Origin of the sequence: Aeromonas sp. 102P, from assembly GCF_051920345.1 — a bacterium.
Lineage (GTDB): Bacteria > Pseudomonadota > Gammaproteobacteria > Enterobacterales > Aeromonadaceae > Aeromonas > Aeromonas veronii.
The window spans coordinates 3,361,791-3,379,381 of record NZ_JBQBCZ010000001.1 but is presented as its reverse complement, the minus strand read 5'-3'; the positions used below and the strand labels follow the sequence as shown (position 1 = coordinate 3,379,381).

Genomic DNA, 17,591 nt, shown 5'->3' with positions numbered 1-17,591 from the left:
TTGGGTGGACACAGGGCTAAGAATGACTTCTGCAATAAGCAGAAACCGTTGTATCGCCACTTGTTCAGCCTCCTTGAAGAGAACAAGGATGTATTCACTTCATGGGTCACAAGGGGTAAGTGAGCGATGAGCTTCAAACTGAAATTAAGAGCGGTCATTCATTATCCCTCTACAACTCGCCGCCCGTTGCGGGTAACGACAGTTGATAGCTACATCGCCACAGGAAGATCACCGGACGAGTTATGCCTGATCTACCCCGACGGGCAATATAGAGGCGAAGCCCTGCTTTCCATCAAGTGGGGGGCTATTGTCATTTATGACCATGCAACCCCGCTTTTTGACGGTCAAATCATTCACGTCACCGAGGAAGGTGAGCGCCTTGACGATGGCGACATCATTGTGACGTTAACGGATGCCGTGTATATCGCCTACAAGCAGCGCAGTGACTCCAACTCACTGTTCTTGACAGAGCGGTGCGATAACTTCTGCATCATGTGCTCGCAGCCGCCGAAAAATGTGGATGACGCGTGGCGGGTGAATGATGCACTGGACATCATTGATTTGTTGGACGATGAGCCGCGCACTTTGGGGATCAGCGGCGGTGAACCGACGACGTTAGGGGCGGATTTTTTGAAAATTCTGACCCATTGCCACCAGAAATTGCCGCAAACCCAGCTTCATATTTTGACCAATGGAAAAAACCTGAGTAATAGGGAGCTGATCGATGAGATTCAGCAGATTGGGCATGAGCGGGTGCTATGGGGTGTCCCATTGTATGGGGCAATGGCCCGCGATCACGATTACCATGTGCAGTCTCGCGGGGCATTCAATCAGACCATCAACGGCCTCTATCACCTAAAAACGATTGAACAGTCCATCGAACTGCGGATCGTCTTGACGAAAGATGTACTCAGAAATATCGAAGCGCTGTGTGAGTTTATTGTCAGAAATTTATCGTTTGTCTCTTTTGTTGCCCTTATGGGGATCGAATTTACGGGCTTTGCCAAGCAAAATTACGCTACGGTGTACTCTCCCATTGCTGAGCATTTGCCCGCGTTAAGCTCTGCCATGAATACCCTGAAAATGAATAATGTGCAGTACTGCCTTTACAATATTCCGCATTGTCACTTGCCGCTGAGTTTGCGCGATTTTGCCGCGCAAAGTATTTCCGACTGGAAAAATGGATTCCCGCAAGGTTGTGACGATTGTGCTTCGAAGGCAGTCTGCTGTGGCTTCTTTGCGTCGAACCTTGATCACAAGTCGGGTGTTTTAACTAAATCATTATGTAGTGTTGATGATGACTCTTATATTGGAGTAATAAATTTGTTATGAAAAAACTAATGTCCACGTTGCAGCGTTGGGGTGTACTGGGTCTGGGTGTGCTAAGTGGGCATGGGGTCACGGCTAGCGAAGCGCATCTCTCCGATGACGCCTTCAATCAGTTGAACTTAGACAACTTGCCCAACATGGAAGCCTCGTTGAACATGGATGTGAACAACCTCTATGCAGGCCACCGTTCACATCGCTCGCACAGTTCACATCGCTCGCACTCCAGTCATCGTTCTCACTACTCAGGCTACGGCACCTCGACCTATTCGGCCCCTGTCGCTGTGCCTTCGCGAGCATATGGCAGCAGTGTAAACAGCCTTAACCAAAGCTTGCAGGCCCCTCTCGAAGTCACTTCACCAGCCAGACGGCTGACAGCCAATGATAGCGCCATGATGGATCTGGTCATGCGGGTGCAATTAGCACTGTTCACCAAAGGCTATGATGTAGGTATTATCGATGGCAAGATTGGCCCGAAAACCCGCGCCCAGATAAAACGCTATCAGAGTGATAACAGGTTAAGTAGTACGGGAACACTGACGACCTCCTTACTCACAAGTTTGGGTATTCAAATTCAGTGAGTCATCCGGGCATTCTTAACTTAATTTAAAAAGGATTACAGATGAAAAAAATAACAATCACTCTAGCTTTCTTTGCTGCAATAATGTCTTCTAATATTTATGCATGGGAAGGTGTTGACAATGATTCTGGGAGTGACATTGAGATTGAAAGCGGTAATTTAGTAAGAGCTGGGGAGGAAATTGAATATTATGACCATGATTATGGAGAGTATCGTTCAGCGGATGTTGAGAGCGTAGAGTCTAGTGGTAGTGGTGCAGAGGTAGAAGTATATGATCATGAATCAGGTGAATATCGGACATTTGAAATGGAATGACTTCGCAGTTTCACTTGGGTAATACCTCTAATCGGTTGAGCACCGTGCCCTGACCAGCTAAGGAGGGTGCGAATAAGTGTCCTCTACAATAAAATTGAAATTTTTAGTCCTTAAAATTCAACTTGTTATAAAGGCATGGCATTGTGTTTGGTGGCTTATTCGCATCATCCCCCTGTGGGGGCGCTGTTCCCCCCATGGCCGGATCACGCTTAACCCACACCTCGTCAAAGCGTCTCGCGAGTGTATCGATTACGTCATCCTGCACGAGCTCTGCTACATTGCCGAGCACAACCACAGCGAGTCGTTTCGGCTGATGAGCCAAGTGATGCCAGGCTGGGAAAAGACAAAAGAGCGATTGGATGGGATGGCGGCTCGATTGTTGGCGTGAGTTATCTGATCGTCAGTCACTCCCACAGCCCGGCAGGTTACCCTTGCCGGGCTGTTTCTTTGGTACTGATGCCTTCTACTGATCCTCAAAGGATCCCTCTCATGGCCGAAAAGGCCATTTTTTCTGTGCAGAACAATCGATAGCCTCAGAATCATGCTCTATATCAGTTGTCCTCTTATATCTAAATTGGAATAAAAAACTTGTACTTATTATTTATAAAAATAAATATGCACTGTTGTGTGTATTTATGCGCATATAGGTAAGTTTTTGTTTTTAAAGGGGAAATATAAAAATTCAATACGTGTGGAGTTTTCACCACAGCAGCATCATCAGTTAATATTTATAAAAATAAATAAGATAAAACAACATCTTACGTTCATTCTTGTTGTTGACGATCCCCTGCCTGCTGACTAGGTTGTATGCAAGTCAGATAGGAGCGGTCATGAAACAAAAGATGGTTAAGCAGCCAATTATCACAGATGCGGAAATCGCCAAAACGGAGCGATACAACCGAGACATCCAGGCTTGGGGGTATCGGCCCTGGGTCACAGTGCGACAGTCCCATACCCATGGGCAGGGTCAGATTGTGTATAGTCACAAGACCAAACGTGAGCATCATCTGCTCAGCCGTGGTGAGCGACGCCCATTTTTTTACTTCGAACATGACCCAACGGTTATCGATATTCTGGAGCAGTACCCGCTGCCCCTGCATAAAACTCTAGAAATTGCTGCCTCTCTGAACATTGTCCATCCAGGTAATTACAAAGAGAGGGGCAATCATGGTGGTCGTATTCCAGCCAAAACCATGACTCAGGATTTTTTAGTGTTGAGGCAATCCGATAGTGGCAACGCGCGATTGACAGCGTACAGCTATAAATATTCCGATGCTCTGGATCCTGCCATCACCAATCCTCGAGTCGTTAATCGAACACGAGCAAAAGAGAAAATTGCCCTTGAATATTGGCGTGCTGAAAATATCGATTTTGTGATGGTAACTGAGAAAGATTTTGATGCTACATTTATCTACAATGTAGAGTTCTTGCGGGAGTGTTTTGATTCAAAAAATCTTCTCCAAGTTTCAGCAGATCTTTATGATCATGTAGTTTTAAAATTTAAAAATCACATGATTATGGCACCCTTATCCACACTTAGGATGTTAGCCTTGCTGGTCGCTCAAGAGATGAACATTGATGAGAGGCATGCTGTTTGCTTATTCCAACATGCAGTATATACCGGTCGTATTGATATGGATTTGACACAGCGTATTGAGTTATACCGGGAATTCAGATAATAAGTGCGACACTCATGGATGAATGGCGAGAGGTGGCCAACTGCTGATTGGTGGTACCCTTCTGCTCGCCAAAGTAAAAGCAGTATCACCATGAGCTATCAGCAGTTGACCGAGGGGCAACGATACCAGTTATCGGTGCTTCGCGCACAGGGGATGTCCATCCTTGCCACCGCACGCGCCATTGGCGTTCATCGCTCCACCCTCTACCGGGAGCTGCGTCGTAACGCCGGGCCGCAGGGCTACCAGCCAGACAATGCGCATCAGCACGCCACCCACCGACGGGCCAGTGCGGCCAAATCTCGGCTATCTGCCGATGTCATCCAGTTTGTCGAGCTGACACTCGCCTGGTGGTGGAGCCCGGAGCAGATAAGCGCGGTGGGCAAGCAGATAGGCCTCATGGTGAGTCACGAGTGGATATACCGCCATGTGGCCGCCGACAAAGCCCGGGGTGGCCAGTTGTACCGCCATCTGCGCCAGGGCCACAAGCGCTACCGCAAGGGGGCGAGCAGCCTGCGTTCTCCCATCAAGGAAGCCCGCTCTATTGATGAACGGCCGGCTATCGTCGATAGCCGGGAGCGGCTCGGTGATTGGGAGGCGGACACGGTGCTGGGCAAGCAAGGCACAGGTGCACTGGTCACCCTGGTGGAGCGCAAGAGCCGGCTCTATCTGGTCAAGCGGGTCGCGAGCAAACAGGCTGGGGTGGTGCGGGATGCGATAATCGAGATGTTAACGCCCTACATCGAGCAGGTGCATACCATCACCTTTGACAACGGCGGCGAGTTTGCCGAACACAAGGCGATAGAGGAAGCGCTGGGTGCCGAGACTTACTTTGCGCACCCTTACTCTTCGTGGGAGCGCGGTCTGAACGAGAACAGCAATGGGCTGTTGAGGCAGTTTATCCCAAAGGGAACAGACCTGAGAGAGGTCACGGACGAGGATGTCAGGAGAGCGGAGCAGTGGCTCAACCTACGACCTCGGAAATGTCTCGGATTCAGGCAGCCTGTCAAGGTATTCGAAGAGTACCGTCAGGCGGCATAGGCGAGTGTCGCACTTCGAAGTTGAATTCGCGTACCACCCTCTTCCCGCATTGCGAGGGTCTCATGAGAATTAACCAAAAAATTGTATCTAACACAAAAAATAAATCCGAGTTGCTTATTGTTGATATCTGTCTGGATAACAGGTTAATAGCTGTATCAGATTTGTTGACTGACTCACCTAAGCGCCCATTTTTTATTTCTTTGGAACATGTCGAGTCTGATATAAATTCTGCTAGGGTTTCTATTGCAGATCATGATTTTCCAGAGATATTCTATCAACCAGATTCAGCTTTTGATCCTAGATGGATTGATAAAAGAGATCAATGTCTTGCTACTATCAAACCACTGATAGTAGATCCAGATCTTAAACATCGTTATCTATATGGTGAATCAAACGGCATATTGAAACAACTCATAATTCAGTCAGGTCGTAGTAAAAAATATGTAAGCAGTTGTTTGAATCGCTATTTCAAATGTGGAGGGATGAAAAATTCACTATTGCCACGATATTACGAGTGTGGTTTGAATCATCAACTACCAACTAAAACTATTAAGTTGGACGATGGGAAAATCTGTCTGGCCTCAAAAAGAGGACGTGAAACTAATTACGGCAATCCTTATCGAGGTATTACCCAGCAGGACATTAAAAACATTGATTTATTCTCAAAGTCGATTCGCTCTGGAGAGGAAGTCGTTCTCTCTAAATTATATTTAGACTATTGTATGACCTATGCATCTGTCGAATTGAGTCCAAAAAGTGTTGGAGATGGTGAAGTATCAGAATCAGTGAAAGTATTACTTCCAAAAGATCACTTGATTTCTCCCCGTTCATTCAAACGACAATTAATGAAATGTATCGATAAACTAACATTTATCAAAAAGCGAGTTGGTAGCATTAATTATGCGCGAGATCATGCGGCTAAACCTGGTGTGGCTAAAAAAGGGCTGCGCGGACCAACTTATCGGTATGAAATAGATAGTACCATTGCCGACATTTATATTCGTGATGAATATTCACAAGATGAATTAGTGAGTATTGGACGACCTACAATATATTTGGTTGTTGATACGTATAGTACCATGATTGTTGGAATTCATGTGGGATTTGGCAATCCCTGCTGGCATGGTGCCAGTCAGGCTCTTTTTAATGCCATGAGTAATAAAATTGATTTCTGTCGGGAGTATGGCGTTGATATAAAGGAGTCTGAATGGCCCTGCCAAGAAGTATGTCGTGAGTTAACGATGGATCGGGGATCTGAAAATTCGGATAACAATATTACTGCAATATTGCAAGGCCAAATCGGCATCAAGGCCGCAAATTTAAATGCACTCCACCGTGGCGATATGAAAGGCACGGTCGAAAAAAGCTTCCATTTACTGCAAGAAATGGCAATACCACCTCATGCAGGAAAAGTGATGAAAGTGCCGAAAAAAGAGGACCAACATCCGTCTCGTAAACCATTGTATAGTTACAGCGACTTTATGAACCGCTTGATAAATACTATTCTCTTTTTGAATAATAATCGCGCTAGTATTAATTCTCAAAACTTTGAAATGTCACGAGATGGTGTTGGTTTTACTCCTCGTGATGTCTGGAATTGGGGGCTAAAGCAAGCTGTCATAGGTTCCAGAGTGTCCGCAGATAAGCTGCGTTTTGCATTATTGCCCGAGGCTGAGGCAACGGTTATGTCACAGGGCATTTATTTTAGAGGCTTGTACTATAGTTGCAATGAAATTGTTCGTAGGAACTATCTGGATAAAGCCAGGAATCTTGGTAGGTTTAAGATTAAAATTCGCTACTCAGATGTCACCACCAATTATATATGGCTTAAAGATGCGGTATTGGGCGATGTTATCCAGTTGGATATTAATGACCGGAGTGAGGCCTATAAAAATCATAATTGGGAGAATGTCATGCGACAGCAGGAAATCACTAAGGAACGTCTCGCAAATATGAAGGAGCGCGAGTTCAGTGAGCGAGTCGCACTTGTACAAAAGTTCGATAAACAGGATAAACAAATACAGGCCAGTATCAGGCGGCATATAAAAAGCAATGCCAAAAGCATTCAAGGCGGCATGAAAGATCGCAAAATGATAGATGCTGCCATGCAACGACATCGGGAGGGGCAGTCCATTGTTGCCGAATTGGTTCCTGTCGCTCAGCTAGATACAAATCCTCGACCATTATCGGCGATAGGCCAGCAAGATCTCACTGATCCAACAATATTCACAGTTCAGGAAAAGTAACCATGGCGGAACCGAAATATTTTGCACACCCCAATGTGAGTTATCGTGGTAATCCCTATATTGAGGGGTTAGGTATGCCACTCTCTTCGGCACAGTTTTATGCGAACTGTGAGATTCCTTTTCACTATGAATTAGATCTTAGCGGGGTAGATGAATCGCTACATTCATATTTTATCCGTACTGCCATTGACCAACTGGCGGCGGTTTATACATCTCCAGATGAGGCGTACCGTTTATACGACCAGATGCGACGGATGATCGAGGCCGGGTATGTTCGACGCAACCCAGTTGGGGCTGATGTACGTCGGATATTAGCTGCGATTGATCGTGATAAGGCTGAACCGTGGAAGGCTGCACATGTATTGGAACTGGAGTTGTCGGTTCAATACAGCCTGTTACTGCTGGGACTGAGTGGACGTGGAAAGTCCACGATGGTAAAGCAGATTTGCAGGCAGATCCCACAGACGATAGAGCATGGTGATTATACGGATCACCATGGCAACGAGTTTGTTATTAACAGAATACAGGTGACCTATCTGTATATCGAGGTACATGATCGCCGTGGCCAAAAGGCATTACTACTGAACTTGTTGGAATCGCTGGATGCAGTCACTGGCGAGGATTACAGTCATGCGCATCGAGGTAGATCTGTCAATGAATTGATTTCGGTGGTGCAAAAGGCGTTTATCAGCCATGGGGTTGGTTTGTTGATCCTCGACGAAGCACAGAATCTGGCCAAGTCGGCCAAGAGTGAGGTGATCAGCAACAACGAAAAAACCACCATGAAATTTCTGGAGGAATTATTCAATCGAGTTGGTATACCACTGATGTTTGTCGGGACGCTGGCCACGATGAAATTATTTGAAAGCGAGATGACGCTCACTCGCCGAGCGACCAAAAATGGTTCTATGCAATTGGTGAGTTGTGACCTCGAAAGCTCATTTTGGCACCGCTTTATTCGCCTGATCTGCCAGACTAGATTGCTGAAAAACCAGACAACCTCGGAAGACGTGTTGCGCCAGCACATTCATTATTTAAGCGCAGGTATTCCAGCTATTGCGACTAGCCTAGTGCGGGTCACGCTTTCGTATCTGACCCATTTGAAACCTCAAGATCAAGATCTCTCGATAGCTGCATTGGATCGCTGCTTTAATCGCGATTTTAGAATACTCAATCCTGCGCTGACCGCATTGCGTAATGGTGCCTATTACCAATTTGAGGATCTCTCACCGATGCTCATACTGGAATCGGTGGCGAGTGGTCATGAGGTCGCTCAGCAGGTGCAACCACAGTCTGGAACTCATCTGCTGCAAGGTGATGTTAAGCTCAGCAATAAGTCGCAGAAAATAGATGTAAAACAACAGAAAACATTGGAACAGTTATCGCCGGAATTATTGTTAGGCCAGCTTGGGTATCACCTGGATACAGGTAAGCCGAAATGATCCTGCATCGATTGGAGTTGCTACCGGGCGAACATCTGGGGGCGGTGGTAGGCCGGATGCATGTGTTGAGCACGCACGGAACGTTTACAGCAACGGCCCGGGCGTTGGGGCTGAGCAGCCCACAAATCCGCCCTCACCGTTTATGTCACCCCGACGATCCTACCCTCGATACCCAGTTTCGGGCACGAGACGTTCAACGTGCGTGGCAGGATCACTCTGTCGGCAATTATTTAGCCCCCTTCCTGACTCCGCACGAGCAAGGGAGCGTGGTGGCAGCGTTGGCGGGTCATACGCCGCTCCGGCTGAGGGTGACCGGCCAACATAATATACAGCACCGACACTGGCGCTGGTGCGCAGGCTGTATCGCAGAAGATCACGAGATCCATGGCATGCCGTATTACCACCGGGATCATCAGTTGCCAGGGGTGTTTCATTGTCATCGACATCAACTCGGCTTGTCCGGGTGCTGCGCAGGCTGTGGTTTTACCGCCACGCTGTTGTCGGAACAACCCATCCCTCCCTACGATAACCTCTGCTCACAGTGCGGCCACTGGGTGGGGGGATATGATGGTCATTTTACCGAGCCGATGCGCGAGATCGAGTTAGCGTCGCTGGTATTGGCCCATTCCGCCAGCGCACTTACCCTACGCTCGCTGACCCAGTTGGTGAGTGATTCGATGGGGATATCGGGCGAGGCGATGCGCACGGTCAAGAGTATTAAAGCGATCAATATGTGGTTCAAGCAGATGGATGCGCAGAGCGATCCCCAGACATTGGCTGCGTATTTCATCAACTCTGGACGGATCGGTCAGGGCTGGCAGTTACCCCCCCAACTGCGTAATGCACGGGGCTATCATGAGCAGTCAGCCCGAGATCCGTTGCATCCTCTGGCCCACCTTCTGCTATTGCAGCATGCAGGTATCGATCTGGTAGGGCTCCTGGGATCTGAGGGGTGAGCGGTGTTGACCTCAGTGAGCCCAACCTATATTCCTGGCGAATCAGCCTACAGCTGGGTTAGCCAGTGTTTCGTACATTCTGCCTACAGTGACCGAAACCGCTTCTGTGAACGATTGTTCCATCGTCCTGCCATTCGGTTGCATCCGGTATTGCCAGGCCATATTGAGGTTACTGCCCAGGCTGCTGGAGTGGATCCGCAATACCTGCTGCACTATGGCACGGGCTTCCCGCTCTATGCCTTCGCGCTGGACGAGCAATCCCAAGTCCACGCCCTAGCGGCCGCCATGCTGGGTGAGGGGAGGGGGATCATCGCCCTGTCAGGGCAGGCCGCCAGCAAACTACATTTTGGCGGTGTCTGCCTTAAATGGTGTCCCGCCTGCCTGCGGGGGGATGAACAGGTCGTGGGTTGCGGCTACTGGCATACGGCGCACCAACTGTACGGGGTCACCGCCTGTGAAACGCACCAGCTGCGTCTGCATACCCTGGTGGCCGGTGCAGGCGGCATCGACCGCCGATTGTTCCTGCCGGATCCCGCGATACCCTGTGAACCATCACGACCATCCGCACATGAAATCTATCTCTCTGCATATATCACCGCTCTGCATCGGCATCTGTGCGTCCAGTCACCAACGGAGTCGCTAGCGGAGCTGTACCAGCGATGGCTCGGGCAACAGGGCTATCTGACGGCCCGAGGCCATCTGCGCAGCCAGGCCCTGTTGCAGGCCATGACGGAGTTCTGGCAGGGGTTGTTTGCCGATATAACGCCGATAGTGCCGCCGGGACTGGCCAACTATCGATACGTCTCGGGGCTGGTGCACGGTGACCGCAGTCACCACTACCTGAAACATGTGATGCTGATGGCGTTTGTGAGTCGCAGCCCAGCGGAGTTCTTCTCCATCGAGGCGCAGCAGGTGTTGCCTGTGCCGCCAGCGCGTGACGCGCAAGCCGCCGAGCGAGCAGTGCTAAGGTGGTTGGCAGAGCCGCTCTCCATGCGCCAGATCGCCCGCCACACCGGTTACAGTGTCGGTTATATCAAGCAACTCGCGTTGCGACACAACCACCCCGTCGAACACCGAATCCAGCGCATCACTGCGGCAGTGGCGCAGGGGATATGGCGGCAGGCGTTCATGGGGGTAAGCCGACAGCAGATCGCCCATTGCCATGGCGTCTCAGTCGGTGCGGTCGAAGCCATCATTCAGAGCCATCAGGGGTTGTCTGATTGGCGGCGGCATTTGGGCAGAGTGCGCAAGCTGCGTGAGCACCGCGATACATTGACGACATATCTGGCACAGCATGTCCATGCCAGTCGCGGTGTCATCGAGCAGGCGTGCCGAACGGCATTCAGCTGGCTCTATCAGCATGATCGCGTCTGGCTGTATCAGCAGTTGCCCGCTCCCAAACGGGCTGTTCACCATCCCAGCGTGGATTGGGCACAACGGGATCTGGAACTGGCTGCACGACTTGGGCAGCTGGCCGCACAGGCAAGATCATTGTCAGCCCTGGAGCGTGCGCTTGGCAAACCGGATTGGCTCAGGAAATACAAAGCTAGATTACCGCTCAGCTATGCGCTGGCTGTGCGACTTGTCGCTGCTTACGCAGCCCAGCATGCCAAACCCTGATGGTTGCCGTCGATATAGGCACGGCTGTCAGGGGTCAACACGAGGAGTATTGCCATGAAAGTCGAAGCCATCGTCCCCACCACGCAGGTCGTCGATATTCTCTGCGATGTCTGTGGCAGTAGCACGACAACCACCATTGGTACGCAGGAGTTCGGCACGCTGGCAGCGCGCTGGGGGTATGGTTCGCAGCACGATGGTGCGCAATATCAGGTGCATCTTTGCGAAACCTGTTTTTTCGAAGCGTTGGCAAACCTGAGGCAGGCTCATCGGTTGCAAAACCTGTTCGCGGAAGACTATCAACCCGCCGATCCGGACCACTTTGGGCGAGTTGAAGGAAATCAGGAGCTTATCTAACGATGAAGCGATTGAGACCCGTCGGCTCACGCAGGAGCGTGCCAGCCTGCGCCCAACGGCAATCAGACAACAGATACTCTCGTGTTGCATGGGAATAATTGCATTCTGCCCGTCACAGCAGGTTGTCCAAGAACCTAATTTATCCTGCGCTATGAAAGGAGCCGTGGTATGAAAGTTACACCAGAGGGGTGGGTGGTATTGCGTATCCCACCAGATGAAAAGGAGGAGCGAGTTGGCGTATTCAAAATATTTGCATCTTGGCGACAAGATGACAGATGGCGACTTTCCAGCGGAACTGGAACCCTATCAACGATAGCAAGACAGGGTGACTTTCTAGTATGGAAACAGTCATCTGGTAATGATTACTGGCTGCCATTTGATGGGGAAAATGGCATGACTTTTTATACCTGCGGGGTCCTTGAGAACATGTTAAATGCGCTTGAACTAGATCAAGGCGAGGTCATCATTCATCTCCTCAGGGATGGGCAGTTTGACTACGAAGAGCTTCGTCACCTTGAGTTTTGATTGCGTCAAAATAGCTTCGGAAATACTGGCCATTCATGTTAATGGATTCGTTTGGGCTTAAGCGGGCGATTCGACACGCTGCAAGCGGTTGAAAGGGGTCGTTCTGGTATAAACGATGACATGTACGGGTGAATCAATAAGGGACGCCGTGTTCAATTCCTCCTGCAAGGTCGATAACCGCCTGAGCGCCCATCGGTGAGGTGAGCACCTCAGCGGGCCTTTCACCCCCAAATCCCCAGGCTGGTCGAGTGAGCCATCGTAATGACTTGGTAATATCGCCGTTGTACAGGGATATGACAGCCTCCAGCGCTAGTACAACCCAGTAGAGGCGATCTCCCTGAGCGGGAGATAGGTGAACTCCCCGCCTGATTTGGCGACTCAACTCATCACGGTGAATGCCGATCATCGCACAAACAGTACGAGTGTCCGACCCTAGCAGGGCAACCAACTTGATGACGACCTCAGGGGAGACTCCGGCAACAATGTGCTGATGAGCCGCCAGCCTATTGCGAGGCATATCGAGGGATGCAAGAACATCGGTCACAGATGAACTGCTAGCGGTGAGAGCGTGGTTAGCACGATTCATGTAGCCAGTTGTCTCCATATGGGCTCTGTTGATGATGGTCGTGAACGTTGTCGGGCCCAATGTAATCCATCACTCAAGAGTTCATTGGGATCTCACCTAGTTTGGCGCACTTCGTTGGCCGTCGACGAAAGCGTTGGCGCTTTTGTGACGAATCAGGACCTGATTTGGCGATGAGCCGATTAGTGACGTTAATCGGCTCATTATCTAGGCCTTTTTGAGCCGATTAGGTTCTGGCATCGGCAACGCAGGCGTGTGTCAACCGGTGAGAGGTGTCATCTGATGACGAAAGCTTTCGCTCAGTCTCCGCTTTGCCGTCTGGCATCTCGCCCGAGCAGGGCTATCAACTGGCGTTCGCGTCTGCCGGTAGCGGGTGGGTCATTGAGTTAAACCGATCAAAATACCCGCTTGATGGCTTTTCTTGGAGTAAATCAGAGTGGCCTCCTCGCTGAGTCAAACTCACCAGCGATTTGTCATAAACTTTCACGCTAATCAGGCCCAGACTAGCTTCGGCTGAGGGTGTAAAACTGGCGCTAATTTACTATTTGGCTGCGAAGTGACCATTTTGCTAAGCAAACACTGCAATTAAACATAATGGGCATTATGCGCTGACAGATTGGCATGGTGGCTTGCAATTGTGGAGGACAGTTCTTTATTCTGTTTACCATACTTTCAGTATGGCGACAGTCGTTATGGAGTAGCGTTAATACTACTCAAATAATATGGCTTGCATTGTAGGTTCTCGTAGTAGTCCAATGTGTTACATTCACAATTTCTGATGCTGTGCAACGGTCGGTTTCACGTCTAGGAATTGGGGGCATTCAGTTACCATTACCATTTAAAGAAATGGCTGTGAATTGCTCTGATTTTTCGGGTGGACTGCCCTGCCGGGATAGAAAAACCTCAGTATAGTCAGTGCAACTACATACAATCCGCATCCAACTATCCACACCCAACCATTCCAAGATTCGTGGGTTGCACTATACAAAAATGCAAAAATAAGTGGACCGATTACACCCGTGAGGTGTGTCAAACTGGTCAGCAACCCTTGCAATTGTCCCTGTGCTACCTGACCGACACGAACAGATATAATTCCCTGCAAAGCGGGAAGAGTTATGCCACCACAAGCGAGTAACAGCACAACTGGCCAAACCATCCAGCTTTGCGTAATGACTGCCAATAAAAGTAGGCCACAGCCATCAGCCAAGATGCCAACCACGATAGCTCTCTGTTCTCCCAAATGTTTAGCGATAAAACCAGCAGCAAGTCCTTGAAACAGAGCGTGTGTAAGCCCAAACACAGCCAATGAAACACCGACCATTACGCCATCCCATGCGAAGCGCTCTTCTCCGAATAAAACCCATAATGTTGCAGGGATTTGGCCAATCAATTGAATGATGAAAAAGACAACTAGCAATCCCGATAATGGGGAGATCATCTCGCGTATGGAGGATGTGGTTTCATTGATTGTTTCATTCTTTATCTCGTCACTAACCTGATTAGCATTATGGGTCTCATGTAAAATGAATAGGGAGACCAGAAATGCCAGCCCGTTAATGGCAGCAGCGAACATAAACGGTGCCTGTACCGAAAGTTGACCTGCAAAACCACCAATGACTGGTCCAGCAATCATACCGCCACCAAAACAGGCACCCATCATACCAAACCAATGTGTCCTGGATTCCTCAGGTGTGACATCGGCAATTGTTGAGGCTGCAACAGCTCCAGTCGCACCGGTAATACCAGCAATTAAGCGTCCCAGATACAACACCCACACTACGCTGGCTGTTGCCATTAATGCGTAGTCCAGTGTTGCACATAAAAGTGAAAGTAATAATACAGGGCGACGACCTATGCGATCTGACCAGCGGCCGAGAAGAGGGGCAAAAATCACTTGCATCATTGCATACAGCGCCAATAAAACACCGTAGTTCTCCGCAACATTAGCCTTTCCAACAAACTCCCGTAATAACGCCGGTAAGACAGGCATAATTATGCCAATCCCTATGGCATCTAAAAAAATGATGACCAGTGCCATCATCACAGTGCGGTTCATAGTTAACGCTCCCTATCGGTGATAGGGTTTGAAAAGTAACTCTATCAGTGATAGATTGTCAACAGCGAAAGGAGATAGTGATGGCACGACTAAGCTTGGACGACGTAATTTCAATGGCGCTCACCCTGCTGGACAGAGAAGGGCTAGAGGGCCTGACTACGCGTAAGCTGGCGCAGTCCCTCAAAATTGAGCAACCGACTCTGTATTGGCACGTGCGCAACAAGCAGACCCTTATGAACATGCTTTCAGAGGCAATACTGGCGAAGCATCACACCCGTTCAGTACCGTTACCGACTGAGAGTTGGCAGCAGTTTCTCCAGGAAAATGCTCTGAGTTTCCGTAAAGCATTATTGGTCCATCGTGATGGAGCCCGATTGCACATAGGGACCTCTCCTACGCCCCCCCAGTTTGAACAAGCAGAGGCGCAACTACGCTGTCTATGCGATGCAGGGTTTTCGGTCGAGGAGGCTCTTTTCATTCTGCAATCTATCAGCCATTTTACGCTGGGTGCAGTATTGGAAGAGCAAGCCACAAACCCGACAGAATACAATACAGTGATGGACGCTGTGCCACCATTATTACAGGAGGCATTTAATGTTCAGACGAGAACCACTGCTGAAACGGCCTTCCATTTCGGGCTGAAATCATTAATAGTTGGATTCTCTGCACAATTAGATGAAAAATATATGTCCATCCAGGGTAATAATAAATGATGCTGTCTATGGGGCAGTGCTAACGGTAGTAATTTTAAATCTATCGCCAGTGATTTTTATTTTTCACGCGACAAGTATTCTTGAAAATGTGTATGTGCATAGCCTTTGATAAATTAGGGAGATCCGAACAAAAGGGGGATTTCTTTGCGGGTCTGGCGGTGTTTGCCATTGAACTCGTAGTCAGCGAAGGTCAGTTGATGGCTCACGTTGGTTCTCATCCATGGTACTAAGAAAATCTGATGATCTCGTGTCAAGGATTTGTTCGCACCCTCCCCATCACGTCAAATAGAGCCTGTTTTCCAACTTAAATGTCCTGTTTGCTCACGGAGCAGATGTAGTATTACTTTTGAGTTTCCAACTTAAATGTCACATTTGGTATCGTTAACTCATTGAATACTTTGATCTGCCAGTTTCCAACTTAAATGGTTGTGATCACGTTTAGGTGCAACAGTTAAGCCGTATAAACAACAGGGCCACCCAGACGGGTGGCCCTTCGTTTACATGGACTTTATCTGCATGCTGCTATCCGAACGTCCGGCTTAAGTCCTTGAGCTGGCTCGCTTTGCTCTGCAAGTTGGCACTGGTTTCACTCACTTGATCGATTTTGAGACTGTTATCGTGAGAGAGCGAGGATATCTGGTTGATATTGCGACTGATCTCCTCGATGACCGCTTGTTGCTCGGTGGCCGCGGCGGTGATCTGGTTGGAAAAATCAGAGACCTTGTCTATCTCGACCACAACCTGATTCAGGTTGCCGGTACTTGCCCGGGTAGTGGCGAGGCAGGCGTTGGTTCTGGTCACATTGAGATGCATCATCTCTTTCCATCCCCCCAGGGTTTGCTGGATATGGCCAATGCTGTTCTGGATCTGCTCTGTCGCCTTGTGGGTTCTGGTCGACAGGCTGCGAACCTCGTCCGCCACCACTGCAAAGCCGCGCCCCTGATCGCCTGCCCGTGCGGCTTCGATGGAGGCATTAAGCGCCAGCAGGTTGGTTTGATCTGCAATGCCGCGAATTTCGCTCATGATGGTGCCGATCCGCTCGGATTCGCTCGCCAGCTCAACGGCTGACTGGAAGGCCTGCTCTGCCTGGGTGGCCAGCGCCGACATCTCTTCTCCTGCTTCCGAAAGCTGGGTGCTGGTGGTGATGCAGTGGCTGCGGGCTTCTTCGATCTGGCTGTTGCTGTCTTGAATATTGCGGTTGATCTCCTCGGCGGCCGAGGCCATCTGGGTGACGGCGGTGGCAATCTGCTGGATCTGCGTGTCTTGCGAAGAGATATCCTGGCTGGCCAGCGAGGCGGAGCCGCGCAGGTCATTGGCCATGGCATTGAGCGAAGCCGTGGTGTCATCCACCCGGCCGAGTACGGTACGGATCTTCGCTTGCCCGAGTTTGATATGGAAATCGGCGATGCTGTGGGGGGCATCCCCCGAGAAGATAAGGCGGCTGATGCTGTCGTAATCCTGCTCGAGCTGCTGCAAGAATCGCGGCGTGAGGAAGAGAGGGTGGCGATTGAACCAGATTGTTGCCAAGAGGGGTATGATGACCCAGAGCGCCTGGAGCGGTGAGATCAGCCAGAGCGCGCTGATCACGCTGACGAGCAGCAGGGGGATGGTCATCATGGCCGGCGTGAGTTGACGCAGGCCCATGTGAATGGCAGAGCCGGTTTCACGGGCTTTAAGGGTTTTGTACATCTGGCTGGCACGCGCTTTGTGCTCTGCGGCGGGGCGGCAGCGGACGGATTGGTAACCCACCATCTTGCCATCTTCATAAATCGGGGTGACATAGGCATCAACCCAATAATAGCGACCATCTTTGCAGCGATTTTTTACCATCCCTCGCCATGGTTTACCCGCCTGCAGGTGGGCCCAGAGATCGGCAAACGCTGCCTTGGGCATGTCGGGGTGGCGCACCAGATTGTGATGCTGCCCCAACATCTCTTCCAGGCGATAGCCTGCCACCTGACAAAACGCCGGATTGGCGTAGGTGATGTCCCCTTTGAGATCGGTCGTCGATACCAACTGGATATCGTCGGCAAATTCAACCTCGGTATCTGTGGTGTGAAGCGAGCTGGTTACCATGATCAGACTCCGGTTTCGGCGTAACGGAATACTTCGTCTGAGTATGGCAGAGGATGTTCATTTATTGTGTTGTTGCACATTA

16 protein-coding genes are annotated in these 17,591 nt (G+C 49.8%); 13 read left to right on the top strand and 3 right to left on the bottom strand.

What is annotated here, in order from left to right; genetic code table 11:
* The first annotated feature begins 126 nt into the window (after positions 1–126).
* From hxsC to ACTG1K_RS15740, 12 genes are all read left to right on the top strand, one after another.
* Complete coding sequence (hxsC, locus tag ACTG1K_RS15795) at positions 127–1,332, top strand: His-Xaa-Ser system radical SAM maturase HxsC (protein ID WP_011899283.1); 1,206 nt, start codon at positions 127–129, stop codon at positions 1,330–1,332.
* A gap of 8 nt (positions 1,333–1,340) precedes the next feature.
* On the top strand, positions 1,341–1,907 hold the full coding sequence (gene hxsA, locus ACTG1K_RS15790) for a His-Xaa-Ser repeat protein HxsA (protein ID WP_158513278.1): 567 nt from the start codon (positions 1,341–1,343) through the stop codon (positions 1,905–1,907).
* A 41-nt stretch (positions 1,908–1,948) separates the two neighbouring features.
* On the top strand, positions 1,949–2,221 hold the full coding sequence (locus ACTG1K_RS15785; protein WP_042657574.1) for a DUF5334 family protein: 273 nt from the start codon (positions 1,949–1,951) through the stop codon (positions 2,219–2,221).
* A 76-nt stretch (positions 2,222–2,297) separates the two neighbouring features.
* Positions 2,298–2,609 (top strand): M48 metallopeptidase family protein, encoded by a 312-nt coding sequence (locus ACTG1K_RS15780; RefSeq protein WP_011899280.1) that lies wholly within the window; start codon positions 2,298–2,300, stop codon positions 2,607–2,609.
* Between the two features lie 442 nt (positions 2,610–3,051).
* The gene (locus tag ACTG1K_RS15775) at positions 3,052–3,900 is read left to right on the top strand and encodes a TnsA endonuclease N-terminal domain-containing protein (RefSeq protein ID WP_440005975.1); all 849 of its coding nucleotides are present in this window, start codon (positions 3,052–3,054) and stop codon (positions 3,898–3,900) included.
* 90 nt (positions 3,901–3,990) lie between these two features.
* Positions 3,991–4,938 (top strand): IS30-like element ISAs2 family transposase, encoded by a 948-nt coding sequence (locus tag ACTG1K_RS15770; RefSeq protein ID WP_019706001.1) that lies wholly within the window; start codon positions 3,991–3,993, stop codon positions 4,936–4,938.
* Between the two features lie 62 nt (positions 4,939–5,000).
* Entirely contained in the window at positions 5,001–7,184 is a 2,184-nt protein-coding gene (locus ACTG1K_RS15765; RefSeq protein ID WP_011899278.1) for a hypothetical protein, read from the top strand.
* 2 nt (positions 7,185–7,186) lie between these two features.
* Complete coding sequence (locus ACTG1K_RS15760) at positions 7,187–8,626, top strand: AAA family ATPase (RefSeq protein ID WP_011899277.1); 1,440 nt, start codon at positions 7,187–7,189, stop codon at positions 8,624–8,626.
* A complete protein-coding gene (locus ACTG1K_RS15755) occupies positions 8,623–9,582 on the top strand; it encodes a TniQ family protein (protein WP_042657575.1) in 960 nt (319 codons plus the stop codon). The genes ACTG1K_RS15760 and ACTG1K_RS15755 overlap by 4 nt, the downstream gene beginning before the upstream one ends.
* A gap of 3 nt (positions 9,583–9,585) precedes the next feature.
* Complete coding sequence (locus ACTG1K_RS15750) at positions 9,586–11,202, top strand: TnsD family Tn7-like transposition protein (protein ID WP_011899274.1); 1,617 nt, start codon at positions 9,586–9,588, stop codon at positions 11,200–11,202.
* 54 nt (positions 11,203–11,256) lie between these two features.
* On the top strand, positions 11,257–11,556 hold the full coding sequence (locus ACTG1K_RS15745) for a hypothetical protein (RefSeq protein ID WP_011899273.1): 300 nt from the start codon (positions 11,257–11,259) through the stop codon (positions 11,554–11,556).
* 168 nt (positions 11,557–11,724) lie between these two features.
* Positions 11,725–12,081, top strand: coding sequence for a hypothetical protein (locus tag ACTG1K_RS15740; protein WP_011899272.1), 357 nt, complete (start codon positions 11,725–11,727; stop codon positions 12,079–12,081).
* Positions 12,082–12,214: 133 nt separating this feature from the next.
* On the opposite strand, the gene ACTG1K_RS15735 is transcribed toward ACTG1K_RS15740, so the two are convergent.
* Both ACTG1K_RS15735 and tet(E) read right to left on the bottom strand, forming a co-directional pair.
* Positions 12,215–12,598, bottom strand: coding sequence for an antitoxin Xre/MbcA/ParS toxin-binding domain-containing protein (locus tag ACTG1K_RS15735; protein WP_223945911.1), 384 nt, complete (start codon positions 12,596–12,598; stop codon positions 12,215–12,217).
* A 904-nt stretch (positions 12,599–13,502) separates the two neighbouring features.
* Positions 13,503–14,720, bottom strand: a complete 1,218-nt coding sequence (gene tet(E) / locus ACTG1K_RS15730) for a tetracycline efflux MFS transporter Tet(E) (protein ID WP_120414009.1) — start codon at positions 14,718–14,720, stop codon at positions 13,503–13,505.
* 80 nt (positions 14,721–14,800) lie between these two features.
* Here tet(E) and ACTG1K_RS15725 point away from each other — a divergent pair, with 80 nt between their 5' ends.
* On the top strand, positions 14,801–15,433 hold the full coding sequence (locus ACTG1K_RS15725; RefSeq protein WP_011899269.1) for a tetracycline resistance transcriptional repressor TetR(E): 633 nt from the start codon (positions 14,801–14,803) through the stop codon (positions 15,431–15,433).
* A gap of 522 nt (positions 15,434–15,955) precedes the next feature.
* On the opposite strand, the gene ACTG1K_RS15720 is transcribed toward ACTG1K_RS15725, so the two are convergent.
* Positions 15,956–17,509, bottom strand: a complete 1,554-nt coding sequence (locus ACTG1K_RS15720) for a methyl-accepting chemotaxis protein (RefSeq protein ID WP_100645568.1) — start codon at positions 17,507–17,509, stop codon at positions 15,956–15,958.
* Positions 17,510–17,591: the final 82 nt, after the last annotated feature.